The organism is Nostoc sp. DSM 114159 (assembly GCF_053470285.1).
This window is the reverse complement of record NZ_JBPFEH010000001.1, coordinates 7,711,244-7,729,676: the sequence shown is the minus strand read 5'-3', so window position 1 is coordinate 7,729,676 and position 18,433 is coordinate 7,711,244. Positions and strand designations below refer to the sequence as shown.

Below are 18,433 nucleotides of genomic sequence, written 5' to 3'. Positions count from 1 at the left end.
AGGTCTGTATTAGACTCAACTCAGAAACGCTATAATGCCCAATGCCCAATGCCCTATGCACCATGACTACCATTCATCCTGCTCGAATTACCAAGGTTCTTCTAGACTCAATAGCCGCAGAGATTGGTTTTGAAGTTGGGGATGCGATTGTTGCAATCAATGGTACACGTCCCCGCGATTTAATTGATTATCAGTTTTTGTGTGCTGATGAAGTCTTAGAATTAGAAGTTTTAGACGCTACTGGTAAAACTCACAGCCTGGAAATCGAAAAAGATTATGACCAAGACTTGGGGCTAGAATTTGAAACTGCCCTATTTGATGGCTTAATTCAGTGTAATAACCGCTGTCCTTTTTGCTTTATCGACCAACAACCACCAGGTAAGCGCACCAGCTTGTACTTTAAAGACGACGATTACCGCTTAAGCTTTTTGTACGGCTCTTATCTTACCCTGACCAATTTGCCAGAAAGAGAATGGCAGCGAATTGAACAAATGCGCTTATCTCCATTGTATGTTTCTGTTCATGCCACGGAGCCGGAAGTTAGAATTAGACTCTTGAAAAATCCTCGTGCGGGACAAATCTTACAACAACTCAAGTGGTTTCAAAAAAGACGGCTACAAGTTCATGCTCAAGTAGTTGTTTGTCCTGGTATAAATGATGGCGAACATTTGGAGCAAACCCTAAAAGACTTAGCATCCTTTCATACTGGTGAAGTGCCTACGGTGGCGTCGGTGGCAGTTGTGCCAGTTGGATTGACAAGGTTTCGGCCTCCAGAAGACGAACTTACACCCGTAACCAGAGAAAAAGCGAAAGAAGTGATTTCTCAAGTGCAAATACTTTCGCAACAATTTCGCCAAAAGTTTTCCTCTAACGTTGCTTGGTTAGCTGATGAGTGGTTTTTGATTGCAGGTAAGGAATTACCGACCGAATCTGAATATGAAGAGTATCCCCAAATCGATAATGGTGTTGGTTCAATTCAGTTGTTTATCAAGCAATTTGCAGCCGCGGCAACAGAATTACTACCGTCAAAAGTTTATCCTCAGAGAAAATTAACTTGGGTAGTAGGCAACGCAGTAGAAAACGCTTTTAAACCTATCTTGAAACGGTTAAATTCTGTTGAAGGATTAAAAGTAAATATGCGTGCTTTATGTAGTGATTATTGGGGACAGAGTATTACTGTCACAGGATTACTAACGGGTCATGATTTGCTGTTGAACTTACAAGGGCAAGATTTGGGAGACGGAATTTTACTACCAAATGTAATGCTCAAACATGGTGAATTGGTATTTTTAGATGATATGAGTATTGAAGAATTAGCCTGCAAGCTTGAGACAAAAATTTTACCAGTAGGAGGAGTAGAAGATTTAATTAAGACCTGTATTATTTAAGCTGTTTTTGTTAGCTCTTTAGTCTATAGCAGTTCCCAGGTGGATGAAGTACATATCAAAATTTCACCCCCGATCCCTATTCTTTTCAAAAAAATAGTTTGGGGTTATCTATGGTAAATATTTTTGGAATAGGGTTTTTTATTTCCCTTTTCCTCTATCCCCTAAACTCCGACAAGTATTGAAAGTGATATTTATTATTTGAGGTTGAAATGAAAAATCTCTGCAATTACACAAAAGCGCGTGGAAATTGGAAAATGCAAAATTTTCTAAACAACTAGTTACTAATGAAATTAAATTCACAATGTAATAACTAACAATTTCTATATATCGTCTTGGCAAGTTGAGTATCCATCTTGGCATTTTTAACTACTTTTGATAGGCTAGATTGATGAAGGTAATTCACTAAGTACTCTTTGAAAAGCTTATAGGAATTTTATTTTATTTTTGCAAAGTAAAAGATTAGCTCACTTAATCCAAGTGAGAATCTCAGTAAACTTACTAGGATCGAGTTCAAATCCTATATTGTGTACTAATGAATTATGACTAATAACTAAATTAAAAATGAAGTGAGGAGTCACTGGTGAATTATCAGGAAAACCAAAAAGATATAAGTTTAAAAATAAAAGAAGCTAGAAAATTATTTATTTTAAGTTGTGAAATTGTAGTTTTAAATTTTTTGAGTATTTTGCCAGTAACGGCGGCGACTGAAGAACCCGTATTAAGCGTAGTTTATGGACAAGAAAATGCAAATCAATGGAGAGGGATAAGCGATCGCTTAGAGACAATAGGGGTGAAATATTGTGTAATTTCCCTAAATGATGTTAGGAGTGGGGCAGATTGGGGCGAGCGCCGCGTATTATTTTTGCCAAACGTCGAAACATTAACACCAACTCAAGCGATCGCTCTAGAAGACTGGATGAGTAAGGGAGGGCGTTTGATTGCTAGTGGGCCTTTAGGTAGTTTGTCATCGCCAGGAGTGCGGCAATTATTGCGATCGCTCTTGGGAGGTTATTGGGGATTCAGCCTTAGTGACACAGAACAGATTCAAGCTGCAAAAACCAAGATACCAGAATGGGCAAATCAAACTGGACTATTTGGTAAAGTGCGCGGCGGCGTTGTGATTCCTAATGATATGGGCGCTGAATCTCCTGCTGTTTGGAATTCCAAAGATAGTCCGGCCGCAGTCGTAACAACTGAGCGTTCCACCTTTTTGGGCTGGCGCTGGGGAACAGATACAGCCTCCGCAGCCGAGTTGGATAATGCCTGGTTAAAAACTACTATCAATCACTATTTGACAGCACTAGCGCCATCAAATCGTAACAAAAAAATAGCAGGAGGTTCCCAAAGCTGCTCTACGACTGTTGCAGCTGCGCCCTTAGTGCAGGAGAGCAGAGGGGCAGGGGGGCAGGGGGGCAGCACTTCTCTGCGAGACGCTCCGCGAACGACTACGCTCAGTGACCGGGGGGCAGGGGGGCAAGGGGGTAGTTCATCTCCCTCATCTCCCTCATTCATTCCTCCTAAAACTGCCACTGCTCCTATACCTAGACCGCTGCCTATGGTCAAACCCCCAAGTTCTCAGGAGGCTATTGACCAATTAGAACAAGCGGTGCGTTTGGATGTTGCACCCAACTCCAATGAGCCGATCGATCGCAAGCAAGCGATCGCTCTCCAGCAAGAACTAGAAAATCTGATTGGTCGGGTGGAAAGCGCTCATTTAGCGGTGTTAGCTGATGCGGCTAATGTTGGCGAAACAATATCTGAAAGTGAGGGGAAACAGTTTTCTAGGCATTTGAACACCCCCCAGTCTGTCAAAGAACAGCCAATACAATTAGCCTCAACCAAACTGGGGGCGCTAGCCATAAGTAAAGACCAAGCCTTAGCACAAGCAAGGTTAATTGCCAAAAATTTACCCCAATTGATTGCTCAAAAAAACTACGCTTTGGCTCGTCAGCAATGGCTGGCCGCTAAAACAACTTTGTGGCAACAGTTTCCTGTCGATCGGAAACTAGCTCAACCAGAAATTCGCGCAGTTTGGTTAGATCGGGGGACGATTGTTCGCGCTGGTAGTAAGGCGGGACTGGCACAGATTTTTGATCGCCTCGCTCAAGCCGGGATTAATACCGTCTTTTTTGAAACTGTTAATGCTGGCTATCCAATTTATCCCAGCCAAATCGCAAAAGAGCAAAACCCATTAATTCGTGGGTGGAACCCACTAGAAGAAGCAGTGAAACTAGCCCATGAGCGAGATATGGAATTACACGCTTGGGTGTGGACTTTTGCTGCTGGCAATCAACGCCATAATGAAATTCTCAACCTTAATCCTAATTATCCAGGGCCAGTTCTGGCGGCTCATCCCGATTGGGCAAACTACGATAATCTAGGCAACATGATTCCCGTTGGGCAGACTAAGCCATTCTTCGATCCAGCCAACCCCGAAGTGCGGCAATACTTGCTCAAGCTGTATGAGGAAATTGTCACTAAATATAAGGTGGATGGTTTACAGCTAGACTACATTCGCTACCCTTTCCAAGATCCATCAGCAGGTCGAACTTATGGCTATGGGAAAGCTGCAAGAGCGCAATTTCAGAAACTTACTGGTGTAGATCCAGTGAATATTTCTCCTAGCCAAACAGATTTGTGGCAAAAATGGACAAAATTTCGCACCGATCAAGTTGATAGCTTTGTCGCTCAACTATCACAGCAGTTGCGACAAAAGCAACCGAATTTGATTTTGTCGGTTGCAGTATTTCCTTTGCCAGAACTAGAACGGATTCAGAAAATTCAACAAAATTGGGAAACTTGGGCAAAACAGGGGGATGTAGATTTAATTGTTCCCATGACTTATGCTCTTGATACTTCTCGGTTTCAACGACTGGCGCAACCCTGGATTGCCTCTAAACAATTGGGAGCTACCTTGTTGGTGCCGGGAATTCGCTTACTTTCTTTGCCAACCATCGGGGCATTCGATCAACTCCAGTTGGTAAGGGACTTGCCAGTTAGTGGTTATGCACTATTTGCAGTAGAAAATTTTAGCAACGATCTCCAAAAACTCTTTAGTAACACCCAAGGTAGAATTCAATCTACAACAAGTGAACCGATTCCTCTCCATCAGCCTTTTCAAACTGCCGCCATCCGTTACACCGCGCTACAACGGGAATGGAAAGTTGTTTTCCAAAATGACCAACGACCAAGACCATCTCAGAAACTTTCAGATTTTAACAACCAGGCAGAAGTTTTACGCAGTGCTTTAAATCAGCTTGCCGCTTCCCCTTCTGCTAGTAAGTTACTCGTGGCGAAAGCCTCTCTAACTCGGTTCCAGTCTCAATTTCGGGTATTGATGAGCCAAGAAATTAAGTCGAATTCCTATCAAGTCAAAGTTTGGGAAAATCGGCTCGTAACTATAGAAAGGCTATTACGTTATGGCGAACGGCGGGTGCAATTACGTCCTTTGTGAAGAGGTAGAGGGGCTTTCTAGCAGGGGAGTAGCCCTTCTCTACGAGACGCTGCGCGTAGCTTGCTTCCACGAAGTGGTACGACTCATTTCGGCTACGCGGTAGTTGAGCGTAGTCGAAACTCAATGACCAACGCTCAGTGACCGGGGAGCAGAGGAGCAGGGGAGGATAATTAATGACAAATGACAAATGCCCAACTAGCTGGATACAAGCTAGTTTGTAATTCTTAACACACTTTTTGTAGTGTTTGTATCCCAAAAATTACTAGTTGATTAGCGTCAAAATATTGGAAAATACTTAGATAAGCGGTTTTAGATAACTATTATTTGATGATAGCTATCGTGAAAATCTATGCAAGCCTGACCTCAGCTCATCAGCCTACAAAGCTTAGAGTTAAAAATTGACTGTTTGCTCCTGATGCTTGTGTTAAAAACATCACTATTAAAGTAGATGCTATTTCTACAACGAGCTACGCTTACGCACTGATGTAGCACGGGGTAAAAGTATCTTGTTTTTTCATTTTCGCAAGTAGTAGGGTACTTCACCAAGCATGATATGGTACTGTTTGTAGCTTCTGAAACTAGCTTGAAAACAACCAATACTCTTGAGGTTATGCATACCTTAGTCATGACATTGAACGTGTCATATTTTGTGAAAATAGTCTCAGTGTTATCACGTATACATCAGCAACAGTTGGAACTACTGCTAGTTGTGGATAACCAAGATAATATTACTCGTGAAAGTATCTATTAAACACTGGCACAAGAAACAGAGAAAACTAGAGGTAATGTTTAGTATTGGTTCTTTTGAGGTAGAATATCAGATTTTCATTAAGAGACAATTGCTCAAGTCCCAATGGTTACCAGCACGCGTTATAGTACGTAAAGCTACGACAGGCAAATACACTCACTTCATTGAAGTTTATGAAGAAGATTTGGACTTTTACCGTAAGTCTAATAGGGTCATCCAGACGAATATGCCCAAATATCACATAATCATGACTGAAATGTCGAATGATGTCTTGATTATCGGTCAGTTAGAAGTGGGAAAATTAGAGTATAGAACAACATCGTTCAATTTGTTTGAATATAGCCGACAATTGCCAGAACAAATGCAGATGAATCTGGGCTATCGGCGCTTGATTTTTTTTCATCAGTCAATATAATTTTGTAACCTGCTGCATCAATGAAAAACTCTTGGCACATATCTTGACTAACTTTTTTTCAAGTTATATTAGATTTTTTTCTGATGATAGCACTTTCAAGTTGAATTTACTTAGCCAAGATAGACAAATCGTGTTTGACATTCAAGATTGGCAAATTTGTATTTTCCCAGAAGACATAGTAAATATTTTTAAATCATTTTATCAGGCTAGCAATGGTGTTAATATACTAAATGCTAGATTAAAAATGGCAATTTTAAAAAAATGTAGAGATATCTACCAATTTAAACTACTTAATTATAAAGTTCATTTTTTGTAACAAGTATTGCTGGATAATGTCGGGAAATAATAAAATAGAAAGATGAGGTAATTTATGCCCAAAATCTTAATAATAGAAGATGAAGAAGCAGTCCGTGAAAACATTTTAGATTTGCTAGAAGCTGAGGATTTTGAAACTATTGCTGCGGCTAATGGCAGAATCGGGGTAAGTTTGGCTATCTCCGAAGTTCCCGATTTAATTCTTTGTGATATGATGATGCCAGAAATTGACGGTTATGGCGTGCTAACAGCATTACGTCAAGAACCATCTACGGCAACCATTCCCTTCATTTTTCTCACTGCCAAATCTGCTAAATCTGACTTCCGTCAAGGTATGGATATGGGTGCAGATGACTATATAACTAAGCCATTCACTCGAGCTGAGTTATTAAGTGCCATTATGAACAGGTTGGAAAAATACGCTACTTTAAAAAGGTATTTATCTTCTCAGACTGTCATTAATAACTTGTCTCCAAAAATGCAGTTGTTAGAAATTAGCTTACACCGAGCTATAAAACAACATAATTTTCAAGAATTTGAAATTTATTATCAACCAATAGTCGATATTACATCTGGAAAAATAGTAGGAGCTGAAAGTTTATTGCGCTGGCAAAGTCCAGAGTTAGGAATGATTTACCCAACAGAATTTATTCCTTTAGCAGAGTCTACAGGTTTAATTGTTCCGATTGGGAAATGGGTATTAAAAAGGGTATGCCAACAAATTAAAAGCTGGCGTGATGCTGGAATTGATTCATTGATTGTTGCTGTAAATCTGTCAGCAATTGAATTTAATCAGCCAGATTTTATTCATAATGTAGTTAATTTTATATCCGTGAATAATCTAGAACCACATGACCTAGAACTAGAACTCACTGAAAGTATGATTATGCAAGATGTCAATAGTGCGATCGCTACTATGAGCAAATTGCAATCCTTGGGTATAAAAATTGCGATCGATGATTTTGGTACGGGTTACTCTTCTTTGATTTATCTGAAAAACTTACCAATTAATACATTAAAAATAGATCGTTATTTTATCCATAATGTTGCTAATGATTCGCAAAAGTCAGCCATCGCTAAGGCATTAATTCAGATGGCTCATAATCTCAATCTAGGTGTAGTAGCTGAAGGTGTAGAAACAGAAGCAGAACTAGGTTTTTTACGCCAACACAAATGTAACTCTATGCAAGGTTTTCTATTTAGTCGTCCCTTACCAGCAGCAGAATTTGAAAATTTTTTGTTCACTAACAAATGTTTGTATGTGTAAATATTGAACATTGGGCGAAACAGTTCCGAGTTCCAAGTTATGAGTTACGAGTAAATAAGTGAGATTCACAACTCAGCACAGGCTAAACCTTAGCTATCCGCTAACAGCACGGGCTAAATGCCGAGCTATCGCTAACAGCACTCCTGAAGGGCATTGAGCATTGGGAATAGAATTTAGTCACTAGTACGCCACAACTTAAATAGAGCAATCATTTAAAATCTCTAAAAAGACTATTCCATAATACTTTTGACTTTTGACTTTTGCCTTGCGGTACTAGTACTTTATTTTTGAATTGTTAATAGGTTGATTAACTAAAAAAAATCAAACTTTTGACTGGCGACAATTATTAAGCCTCAAGTCTAGAGTAAGAACATTGTGTATAGTGTCTACCACCATGAAAGTTCCTGCGCGTTTTTTGCTGCCTGTTTTTTTAATGATTTTGGCAGCAGCCTGTAACCAGACTCGCGCTAACTCAGATAATCCTACACCTCAAAAATCTATACCTTCTGCCCAACTGACACAGAATCCTACACAGCCAAAAAATATTGTCCGTACTGAAGCACTTTCACCTACACCCATCCGAATCAATCTGAAGAATTTACCAGCACCCTTTGCAACCGAAAGCGCCTCGAAGCGGCCTGAGGTTGTGCCCATTCCAGAAAATCCGGTGCTGCGCGTACCACCAGGCTTCACAGTCAACGTCTTTGCCGAAGGTTTAGATGCCCCACGCTGGCTAGCTTTAACCCCTAAGGGTGATGTTTTAGTGACTGAAACCGGGCAAAATCGCATTCGTCTATTGCGTGACAGCAACGGCGATGGTGTCGCTGACGTTCGAGAAACCTTTGCTAGTCGGGACAACGGACTCAATAGACCCTTTGGGATGGCTTTTGCAGGTAATTCCTTTTTTCTGGGTAATACAGATGCTGTGGTGCGTTTTCCCTACACTCAAGATCAAAACAAAATTACAGGTAAAGGGGAAAAAATTGCCGATTTGCCCGCTCAAGGTTATAACAACCATTGGACGCGCAATGTCGTTGTCTCGCCCGATCGCAATAAATTATATATTTCAGTTGGATCGGGAACCAATGTGGATGAGGAACCCTTACCACGGGCTTCGATACAAGTGATGAATTTAGATGGTTCCCAGCAGCAAACTTTCGCTTCCGGCTTGCGTAACCCTGTTGGTTTAGACTTTCATCCTGTAACTAAGGAACTTTATACCACTGTTAACGAACGGGATGGAATTGGTGATGATTTGGTGCCAGACTATCTGACACGCGTTAAACAGGGGGCATTTTACGGCTGGCCCTATGCTTATCTAACACCAAACAACCTCGATCCGCGGCAAAAGACGGATAACAAAAGTAAACGTCCTGATTTAGTAGCCCGGACTCAAACGCCAGATGTACTGTTCCAAGCGCACTCCGCAGCATTGGGTTTGCAGTTTTATGATGGTAAAACGTTTCCCAAAAAATACCAGAACGGTGCTTTTGCTGCTTTTCGTGGTTCTTGGAATCGCGATCGCGGCACTGGTTATAAAATTGTATTTGTTCCCTTCGATGCTAAAGGGCGATCGCTTGGCTACTACGAAGACTTTCTCACAGGATTTTTGCTAAATCCTTCTGTACCAACCACTTGGGGACGACCTGTCGGTTTACTCGTGTTGCCAGATGGCAGTTTACTACTCACAGAAGAAGCTAATAATCGAATTTATCGGATTCAGTATACGGGAAAGTGAACAATTCACGCCTTCAAACATTTAAAAATTCACGGATAGAATCTGTTGCCTAAAGTAAAGTTAGAGCAGTTGTCATCAATAGAGATGTTGTGACTGCATCTCCCTACCCAGGTTTATCTCGTTTACGGTAAATTACTGATAAATACTAATACTTATCTGGTTGAAAAATTAATTATGACTCCCAATGAAAATAATACTCAATCAAATATCAACGAATTGTCTCCACATTCAGGTACACGATATTGGGGTGAGGTAGAGGTAATCGAGGAGGGAGAAACCTATAGAATTAGTCGTGTAGAAATCAAGCCCAGGCACGGAATTAAACCACAAATTCATTATCACCGCAATGAACATTGGGTTGTAGTTTCCGGCGTGGCAAAGGTGACTTGTGGAAATGAGGAAATACTACTGAATCGAAACGAATCAACTTATGTCCCGGCTGCAACACTACATAAAGTAGATAATCCTGGGCATATTCCGCTAGTTATTCTGGAAATTCAAAATGGTGAATATTTGGGTGAGGATGATACTGAGCGCCCTTATGACTTAAATTTGGTCAAACCTGTAGCTGAAGGACAGTAAGGGCAGGGGGCTTTCTAGCAAGGGAGGAGAGTTTTCCTCTCTGCCCCTTCTGCCCCATGCCCCATGACAAATGCCCCATTCTCCATTCTCAAATCAAAACCACCCTTCTTGTTCTAAGGTTTCAATTAGCTGCAAGCCACGGGGATCGCCCACTCCTAAAAGTGAGGCTTTAGCGTCTTCTCGGACTCCCAAATCTTCGTCTTCGGCAAAGGCTTGAATTAGGGCATCGATCGCTGTGGCATAAACTACATTAGAAGGTAATTCGCGGCACAGTTGACCAATTGCCCAAGCACTATTACTCCGCACTGCTGCCACGGGATCTTGGACTAAGGCTTCAATTAATGGTGGTATTGCCCCTATCACTGCTTCATAACCCACTTCTGCCATCTGTGCTAAGGCACTAGCAGCCCACAAACGCACTGCGGAAATGTCGGTTCTGAGGGCATTTGCTAAAGGTGCTAAAGAACGGCGATCGTGACAGTTTCCTAAAGCCCAAACTACACCTTTACGTACATAGCCATTCCAATCACTGTTTAGTTGAGCAATTAACGGACTCACTGCTTCTAAACTGGGATTGCGTCCGATGCCATAAGCTGCACTTACTCGGACTAAGGGACAGGTATCTGTTAACAGGCGAATCAGATGGGGGGTAGCACGCGCATCTTCTATATCACAAAAAGCGCGTGCCGCTAACATTCTTTGCTGGGGCTGGGGATTTTCCAGCAAGGCTAGCATCACTTCTGGATCGGGCTTTGCCACAGCTGATTCGGCAGTTAGCGGCTCTATTTTATCTAAGGGGCTTTCTAGCTCCTCCTCAATATCGAGTAGGCTTAGATCGTCTTCGTCATACATAATTTGATTTCAATCCCGAAAAGGGATCGACACATAATCCCCCGCGCCAAGAAGTTAAAGCTTTATCTTTATATTTATATATATTAGTTGGGTTTTTATACATTTATCCTTCTTTCTCGTTGAGTTTTATCCAAACGAGAACCTCCATAACTCAGACGCTACAGTATATTATCGCTATCCTTGAGTTTATTTTTCTGCACTCAGGAATTTTACCATCCATAGGGATTGGGTTTGATAACCTAACTGATTGTAAAGATTCAATGCGGGTTTGTTTGATTGAAATACTTGCAGTCCAATCTGGCGATCGCCTCTTTGAATAGCCCAATTTTCCACATATCGCATCAAGGCTGTACCAATACCCCGCCGCCGATGTTCTGGCACAACGTAGAGGATAAAGATGTGAGCATGACGGTTCCCATGTACTTGATCTATGGCATTGCCAACCCAGAGGCAGGCTATAGGGGGATGGGGGGCAGAGGGGCAGAGGGGCAGAGAGGCAGAGGAGAGAGATTCTTTATTGCTCCCCTGCTCCCCCTCGTCTTCTACCCACCACAAGGGCGTATCGCTAGAAAAGTATTGCTTAACTGTTTGCTCTAAGTGGGAAAAATCCTCGTTGGGAAAGAGATCCTGGTAAGTTCGCTGCATGAATTTGAGCAGCAGCGATCGCTCCAAAAGGGAGCCACGGCGAATAATATATCCAGGTAATAGTTCCTCAGACACTACTGATATTTACTGATATTTATTGACTTAGCTAGCTCGCGTTATGTGCTGCTGGAGGTAAATCAGTTGGAGTAGGTTGAGAACTTACTCCCACCTCTTCAATTGGTGCGGGTGCTGCCATATCGGACGGTAAAAATATTCGGGCGCTGACTGCCACTAGAGCAAAAACAAATACTAGTACTACAAGCAGTGGAGCGATGTATTGACGAAAAATAGCCATATTTTAATTGCAAGAAGCTAGGAACTTTTATGAGAACCTAGCTGAAGATTTGTGAAGTATTCTTGATTTATTTTAGCAATTTTCTGTGCATGGGAATTGGGCATTGGGAAAGAGGAGGCAGAAGTTCTAAAATGTTTGAATGCGTGAATTTTGAATTGATTTCTCCCCTGCTCCCCTGCTCCTCTGCTCCCCGGTCACTGAGCGTAGTCGAAGTGCTGCTCCCCTACTCCCTCTGGCGATCGCTTTCCAAGTCATCAAGTACTCTTTCGCAATACCAATTCTCCGGCATCCCAGGATAAGTCTCTTTTGCCTGTGCAATTAACCGTTCGGCTGCTGCAGTGTCACCAGATAATTTAGCAATTAGCCTGTTTTTGAGATAGCTATCAGATCCACCATCGTCTACCTGGGTTGGTATCCCTTGATTGATGGTTGATGGAGTTGACGGTCGGGATTGTTCTCTTCGCAATTGCCAAAATAAAACGTAATAAAGCGTACCAAAAATTAAAATTAGGCTGAGTGTTCCAAAAAAAGTTAACAGGTTAAATGCTAAAAATCCTAGAACTAACTGCGAGAGAACATAGCCAAGTAATAAACCAGTCAGTAAGAGAATAAATGTGCCGACAGCAATAACTACTTGATTCCCCATATATCCTCTTCTTCGTCGTCAAGTCCTGGTCTGGATAATACTACCACTGGCTTTGAATTCCAAGGGGCAAAGAATGGCAATAATAATAATCCCGGCAAAGCAGCTATTGCTGTCAGTAGAAAGAATGTAGACCAGCCGGTGGTTTGTGCCCATGTACCTGCTGGAGCCGTAAGAATATCTCTACTAAAAGCCTGCAAACTCGAAAGTAAGGCGTACTGTGTAGCTGAAAAGCTTTGGTTACAAAGACTCATCAAAAATGCTACAAAAGCAGCAGTTTCTAAACCAGCACAAAATTGTTCTATATTAACGGCAGCTAACATTAGATAGAAGTTTTTACCTACTACTGCTAACGCAAAGAAAGCCAAGTTCCCGACAGCTTGCAATATGGCGAATATCCACAGCGAACGATTAACACCAATTTTGGTCATTATTGCTCCTGCTGCCAAGGTGCCAACAATGGTGGCGAAAATTCCCAACGCACCAGGAAATGCAATGTCGGTTTGAGTAAAATGTAAACCTTTATCTAACAAAAATGGGGTAGATACATTCTTTAGCAAAGAATCCCCCAACTTGTAAATCACAATGAATACCAAGATTAAAAGTGCTTGTAGCCAGCCATGACGCTGGAAAAATTCAATGAAAGGTAATTTGACGGCGGCGGATAAAGTCTGAGGTGGGCGATCGCGTAGGACTGGTTCTGGTGCAAAAATAGAACTTACTAAGCCCACGAGCATCAACAGCGACATCAACAAGTAAACAGCTTGCCAAGGCATCCTATCTGCCAAAAATAGAGTGACATAACCGGTTACGAGAATGGCAATGCGATAACCCAATAAGTAAATAGATGCTCCAGCACCTCTTTCTTCTACTTCCACTACATCAGTGCGGTAAGCATCAACTAAAATGTCTTGGCTGGCGCTAAAAAAGGCAACGGCCACAGCAGCAATTATTAAAGGTTGTAGCCCTTGGGATGGGTGTTGTAGTCCCATTACAGCTATACCTAGCAGTAATGCTACTTGTGTAATTACCAACCAACCTTTACGTCGCCCCAAAAAAGGCGGTACAAATCTATCTAGTAAAGGCGACCAGAGAAATTTTAAAGAATAGGGCAGCTTTACTAAACTAAAAGCGGCGATCGCTGCCAAGCTAATCCCTTCTTTGGTCAACCAGGCTTGTAATGTCTGACTGGTTAAATATAACGGCAACCCTGATGAGAAGCCAAGAAATAACAAAGCTCCCATCTTCTGGCTGCCAAAAATTCGTAGCAGCGATTTATTTACTTGCACAATCTTGAAGATTCCTTTTTATTTAATTGAATTGCAGTTATCTTGCCATAGCTGCTGTCTAATTTCGTGTAAGCACACAAACCTGCTAAGATTTTCTTTATTTAAGATACATATCAGCAATGCTCTAACATAGTAATTATTCCTTAATTTTCCTTAATCGAATAAACCTGATGCCCTCTGATTTCGACTCTGTGGGCAGCTAGGCATTTTTTCCAACCTTCACGAGTGCCGATGTCGCTTTTGTCCTTGAGCAATCCTAATTCCTGTTCTTGTTGGGTGAGTTTAGCAAATTCTTCGTAACGTGGGTAGTTGCCGATCACAAATGTTTCCTTTCGATGCAAAATCGGCGGATTTGCCCTAGTTTCATAGTCTCGATGAGTTATGGAGAGGGTTTTTAAATCAATACCAATGCTGGCTTTTAATGCCGGATGCGGATCGGTGTCGAATTGGGGGTAAGACAGATAGGATATTTGCGGCTTATCAGTGTGATATTTAATTAATGTGGCTTCATCGACACGCCCAATGGTACGGCTAGCGCAACCTTCACAAATTCGTAGTACTGGGTCAAGTGCTGCAAGTGCCGAAATATGGACGTAAAGCGCACCGCGCGTATGTTTACCAATTTTGCTTTTTTCGCAAGCAGTTTGAATCACCCCAGGTTTACCCAAGCTGAAAAGCTTTTGATCGGCTACAAGGCACGCTTCCTCATAGCTACTAAAAAAGGCTTTGATATCGTGACGCATTTCTGGGGCTAGCTTTTGCCATGCAGGGCGTCGATCGAAGTGGGTCAGCGCGAGATAAACTTGGATATCGAGAGAACGACGATAAGCGATCGCATCCCATTCAGCTTCATCGGTAGCTTGTAAAACTACACCGAAGGCACGGCGAAAGTTACCAAATTCGCTCAGTAATTCTTGTTCATTTTCTAATTCGCCTTTCACAGGTAGTCTACCGCGCTTGGTAAAAAAAGCCATCAAGGGTTGCAGCTGTTCTTGATAGTCTTCAAACCGCTTGGTGGGAATGCGGACTCGCGGTGTAGAGGTGGTAGAAAAAAAGCGGATAGCTTTGTAACTTTCTTTTTCAGCTTCATCCCGAAAAACAAAGTAAACGCCTAGTGCGATCGGTACTGCATCTACATTTAAAACTTCATCAATATAAGTTTTGAGTTCTTCTTGTTCGTAATATTTCTGAAAAGTATTGCGGCGCGTCACAATGCCATCATTGTAAGCAAGTTGGTTTTTGCTGGGAGCGTCGATTAGGATTTGAGCCGCGACAATTAAAACTTTCCCGGTGAGTTCCCAGGCTTGGATCAAGCTTTGACGGCGTTCTTCTGAGTCTTCAATGACGTTGAGGACATAACCCAAGTTGACCACATCGGCAAAGGTGCGTGGGACATCAGGATAGTAGTAAGGGTCCCAGCCTGTGCTGGTGTAGCCTAAGCTTTTTACTCGCTGAACATCACCACCGTAGCCGCAACCGTAGTCAAAAAAAGTGGTGTCTGGGTTCAGGATTGCCCATTCTATTGCCAATCGCACGGGGCGAGAGATGTCAGTGCGAGCGATCGCAGCTCTATGACGCTCAATTTCTAGCGCTTCAGGCATAATATTATTTGTCAGTTAACAGTGAATAGTTAACAGTCAACTAATATCCTTTCAATTTTTAACCGCCAGTTCAATTAAATCTTCAATTTTCTTGATATTTAGATCGCCTGCTAAATAGCCAATACCCCGATGCAAATGTAAGCGGAATTGGGTGGCGAGGGTTTCTTTATCGGTGGGATAACCATCGTTGTGACAGCGTTGCTTGAGTGCGAGGAGGAGAATATCGGACATTTCGCCGCCAAAGACGCGCCAAGTCATTTCGACGTTGCTATCCTGGGGAATTGGGACAGGAGAGGGTGCGGTTGCTTCTGCGAGGGAACGACAAAACGCCCAACGGCATAGAATATTCCATTGGTCGATTTTGGTGCTGCGTTTAAGTTTGGTAAGTTGGTCTTTGGCTGTTTGGGAGAGACGAATACGTTCTATTGGTGATTCCATAATCTTCCTAAAAATTGAGATAATTTTCGCTCATAAACCCAAACAGTAGCGAACCGCAGTTTCAACTTCAAGCATTTTGGAGTCAGAAATCTTGCCAGATGGATCGGCAGGAAAGCGATTTGGATCTAAAGAACGAATTTGAAAACATAAAAACACTGTTTCTATAAGCAATCCACTTTCGCTTACAGAGACTCGTATATTAGTTGGATAATCACGCTTAATATTTGTTCCCTTCGTACCGACAACTACAGTTACAACCAAAGGTAATTGATTTATAGCGTCTATAGATAAAACTAAAACTGGTCTTGTTCCTGCCTGCTCTCGACCCAGCACTGGATTAAGATTGACAAAATAAATTTGTCCTCTCTCGATGCTCACAGCTTTTCTAAACCATCCATTTCTGTAATACTAAATTCATTATTTATAGAGGAAACTTCTGCCTGTATATCTAAATCACTAACCATTGCAGCTAGTTGTTCATTAATATATTTAACATCAGTAAATTTATTTGATATTTGCTTTCTTTCTTGTACTTCTTTTTCGATCCGTTCTAATAGCCATTCTAATTCTTCTAATGACAAAACACGTAAATCATACTCTATTTTTATTAAATGTGGTGAGTTCATAATTGATCTTTTTTCCAAAGCTCATTAGGTATATTGTAAAGATATAGGCTTCAAAAAATTGCGATCGCTCAATTTTTTAACAATATTTACTACCAAAAATATCCTGGTTGGATAGTTGTTTGGCGGGTAGTGGAGTCATATTTGAGGAGATATTCGCGGGCGATCGCTTCGTTTTCTCGCAGTGTTTCTACTTCTTTCTTGCCAATCTCAGTATCGGTAGACAATAAAATTACTTGATGGCTGGCGGATGGAAAGTAACGTTCAACTAAGTTACTGCGGTGAGAGGAGTCTAATCTACCTAGTGGCGTATCGATTGCTACAGGTAGGCGGTGTCCAGAGACTTTGGCTAAACCCCAAAGGAAGGCGATCGCAAGTAATTGTTTTTCACCTGCTGATAAACGATGTTTAGGGACTGGTTTACCATTTAAATCATAAAGCAAAAGGCTAAAAGTCTTAGTATCAATAGTTATTCGATGCACTAAGTCTGATTTATGGAGGAGATAAAGGAAGCAGTTTTTAACTTCTTCCTCTAATTTATTGAGTTTTCGCAGAGTTAATTTTTCCCGAAAAATCTTGAGTGTGTTTTGAACTTTCGCTGCTGAGGTAATAATATGTTCGCTATTTTTATGCTTAATATTTTCTACAGTGTAATCACTTAATTCTCTCTTGGACTTGGCAATAATAGTTTCTAATTCAGCTAAACGACGGCGGATTGTTTCGTAATTTGCTTTAGCTTCAACAACTTGATTTTGTGCCGCTTCTAGTGCTTGACGCAGCTTTGTATAATCTTCTGGTGCTGCTGCTGTTTGCACTTGTCTTTCTAAAGTATGAATTTCCTCTTCTTTATTTTTGAGAATAGCTAATTTCTCTTTTGCAGCAAATTTAGAATTTTGTAAGTGATATATAAAATTATCTAGTTGACTTAAAGTTTCATCATCAGCTAATAACCAAGATGCTTCCGTCTGGAGAGTCTTTGCATATAAACTATCTACATCTTGGCTTAAAAATGATTGAATTTTTTCAACTTGTATCGGAGAAATTTCTACTTGATTTAGCCAAGTGAGTAAGCGCCGATCTCGTTCAAGTAACAAATCCTTAGAAATTTGTACCTGTTGATGGCGAAATTCTTTTTCTCCCTGTGTTTGCGCCTGATTAAGCAAATTGGGAATTAATGCCAGAGGTAAAACATCAGCCGCCAATTCACACATTAATTGACGTACTTGTTCAATTTCCGCAGTTTTTGTATTTTGCTGTAGTTCTAATTGATTGCGTTCTGCTGCAATCTTCCCGCCTTCAGAAATAAATTTATCAAAGGCTTCTTGCTGCTTTTGTTCTAACTCTTCTACCTGATTTTTGAGAATTTCTACTTTTTCTTCTGTAGTTTGATAATCTTCTTGCTGTTGGGTTAACCTAGTTTCAATTTCCTCTAGGTTTGCTAAATCCTTACTATTACCAACTTCTTTAAGTTTACGGTTAACTAAAATATCTAAATCAACTGCTAAACGGTCTGCTAACTCTAACCCTAAAAGTCCGCGAATAGCATCTACTACAACTGGTGGTGGTGTTTCCTGTTCTGCGAGTTCTTTAACCTGTTCACCATCAAAGAGAAATAAGTTAGAAATACCTAATGGTAGGAGATTTTCAATATACTCATCCCAGATATTAACTAAAGCATCAGGCCAAGTATCACTGTCACCTAAAATACCTAATGTATCTTTCCCGTCTTTAGGATTTTTTGTCCAACTACGCACAACCCGGTATTTTATTGGTTTATCGTTTTCAATATGTTCAAAAAGTAATTCAATTCGGGTGTCTGCAACTGGATCTATTTTATTGTTAACACATTGGTTAAGAAAATCGCTATAACTTAAATTACCACGGGTAGAACATTGGGCGCGGGGGCCATAAAGGGCGAGACGAATGGCATCCATAAGAGTAGTTTTTCCGCCGCCATTCATACCACCTAATAAGATAATTGGACGCAAGTTTTCTTCATCGCTTTTTGGGTTAAGATTGATTACTTGTTTACCACTGTAGGGGCCAAAGTTTTGTAATACGAGTTCAAGAAATATCATTAGTATTTAAGATTAACATGAGTTCGACAGCGATCGCAGAAGCAGAAAGTTTGTGATGAAAG

At 41.2% G+C, this 18,433-nt stretch carries 17 protein-coding genes; 7 read left to right on the top strand and 10 right to left on the bottom strand.

Translation table 11 applies throughout. The features are described from left to right. The first annotated feature begins 62 nt into the window (after nt 1-62). From ACR5KR_RS32505 to ACR5KR_RS32475, 7 genes are all read left to right on the top strand, one after another. Entirely contained in the window at nt 63-1,388 is a 1,326-nt protein-coding gene (locus ACR5KR_RS32505; RefSeq protein ID WP_448269408.1) for a TIGR03279 family radical SAM protein, read from the top strand. Nucleotides 1,389-1,965: 577 nt separating this feature from the next. Continuing rightward, complete coding sequence (locus ACR5KR_RS32500; protein ID WP_448270405.1) at nt 1,966-4,842, top strand: family 10 glycosylhydrolase; 2,877 nt, start codon at nt 1,966-1,968, stop codon at nt 4,840-4,842. A gap of 553 nt (nt 4,843-5,395) precedes the next feature. Next, the gene (locus ACR5KR_RS32495; protein WP_448269406.1) at nt 5,396-5,593 is read left to right on the top strand and encodes a hypothetical protein; all 198 of its coding nucleotides are present in this window, start codon (nt 5,396-5,398) and stop codon (nt 5,591-5,593) included. Beyond that, nucleotides 5,577-6,005, top strand: a complete 429-nt coding sequence (locus ACR5KR_RS32490) for a hypothetical protein (protein WP_448269404.1) — start codon at nt 5,577-5,579, stop codon at nt 6,003-6,005. The genes ACR5KR_RS32495 and ACR5KR_RS32490 overlap by 17 nt, the downstream gene beginning before the upstream one ends. A gap of 370 nt (nt 6,006-6,375) precedes the next feature. Next, nucleotides 6,376-7,587: an EAL domain-containing response regulator gene (locus ACR5KR_RS32485; RefSeq protein WP_445629308.1), complete on the top strand. Its 1,212-nt coding sequence runs from the start codon at nt 6,376-6,378 to the stop codon at nt 7,585-7,587. A 394-nt stretch (nt 7,588-7,981) separates the two neighbouring features. Next, nucleotides 7,982-9,325: a PQQ-dependent sugar dehydrogenase gene (locus tag ACR5KR_RS32480; RefSeq protein ID WP_448269402.1), complete on the top strand. Its 1,344-nt coding sequence runs from the start codon at nt 7,982-7,984 to the stop codon at nt 9,323-9,325. 174 nt (nt 9,326-9,499) lie between these two features. Further along, entirely contained in the window at nt 9,500-9,907 is a 408-nt protein-coding gene (locus ACR5KR_RS32475) for a phosphomannose isomerase type II C-terminal cupin domain (protein ID WP_445629307.1), read from the top strand. Nucleotides 9,908-10,000: 93 nt separating this feature from the next. On the opposite strand, the gene ACR5KR_RS32470 is transcribed toward ACR5KR_RS32475, so the two are convergent. The 10 genes from ACR5KR_RS32470 to dndD all read right to left on the bottom strand — a co-directional run bounded on the left by ACR5KR_RS32470 (nt 10,001) and on the right by dndD (nt 18,371). Continuing rightward, complete coding sequence (locus tag ACR5KR_RS32470) at nt 10,001-10,759, bottom strand: HEAT repeat domain-containing protein (protein ID WP_448269400.1); 759 nt, start codon at nt 10,757-10,759, stop codon at nt 10,001-10,003. Between the two features lie 186 nt (nt 10,760-10,945). Then, nucleotides 10,946-11,479: a GNAT family N-acetyltransferase gene (locus ACR5KR_RS32465; RefSeq protein WP_445629306.1), complete on the bottom strand. Its 534-nt coding sequence runs from the start codon at nt 11,477-11,479 to the stop codon at nt 10,946-10,948. Between the two features lie 31 nt (nt 11,480-11,510). Next, the gene (locus ACR5KR_RS32460; protein WP_322710173.1) at nt 11,511-11,699 is read right to left on the bottom strand and encodes a hypothetical protein; all 189 of its coding nucleotides are present in this window, start codon (nt 11,697-11,699) and stop codon (nt 11,511-11,513) included. Between the two features lie 223 nt (nt 11,700-11,922). Further along, nucleotides 11,923-12,345, bottom strand: coding sequence for an ABC transporter permease (locus ACR5KR_RS32455; RefSeq protein WP_445629305.1), 423 nt, complete (start codon nt 12,343-12,345; stop codon nt 11,923-11,925). Beyond that, the gene (locus ACR5KR_RS32450) at nt 12,330-13,631 is read right to left on the bottom strand and encodes an AmpG family muropeptide MFS transporter (protein ID WP_445629304.1); all 1,302 of its coding nucleotides are present in this window, start codon (nt 13,629-13,631) and stop codon (nt 12,330-12,332) included. The genes ACR5KR_RS32455 and ACR5KR_RS32450 overlap by 16 nt, the downstream gene beginning before the upstream one ends. 143 nt (nt 13,632-13,774) lie before the next feature. Continuing rightward, nucleotides 13,775-15,232 (bottom strand): DNA phosphorothioation-associated putative methyltransferase, encoded by a 1,458-nt coding sequence (locus ACR5KR_RS32445; protein ID WP_448269399.1) that lies wholly within the window; start codon nt 15,230-15,232, stop codon nt 13,775-13,777. A gap of 51 nt (nt 15,233-15,283) precedes the next feature. After that, nucleotides 15,284-15,670, bottom strand: coding sequence for a DNA sulfur modification protein DndE (gene dndE, locus ACR5KR_RS32440; RefSeq protein WP_448269397.1), 387 nt, complete (start codon nt 15,668-15,670; stop codon nt 15,284-15,286). A 30-nt stretch (nt 15,671-15,700) separates the two neighbouring features. Beyond that, nucleotides 15,701-16,048: a type II toxin-antitoxin system PemK/MazF family toxin gene (locus ACR5KR_RS32435; RefSeq protein WP_448269395.1), complete on the bottom strand. Its 348-nt coding sequence runs from the start codon at nt 16,046-16,048 to the stop codon at nt 15,701-15,703. Continuing rightward, nucleotides 16,045-16,296: a hypothetical protein gene (locus ACR5KR_RS32430; RefSeq protein WP_448269393.1), complete on the bottom strand. Its 252-nt coding sequence runs from the start codon at nt 16,294-16,296 to the stop codon at nt 16,045-16,047. The genes ACR5KR_RS32435 and ACR5KR_RS32430 overlap by 4 nt, the downstream gene beginning before the upstream one ends. An 89-nt stretch (nt 16,297-16,385) precedes the next feature. Next, nucleotides 16,386-18,371, bottom strand: a complete 1,986-nt coding sequence (gene dndD, locus ACR5KR_RS32425; RefSeq protein WP_448269392.1) for a DNA sulfur modification protein DndD — start codon at nt 18,369-18,371, stop codon at nt 16,386-16,388. Nucleotides 18,372-18,433 lie beyond the last annotated feature (62 nt).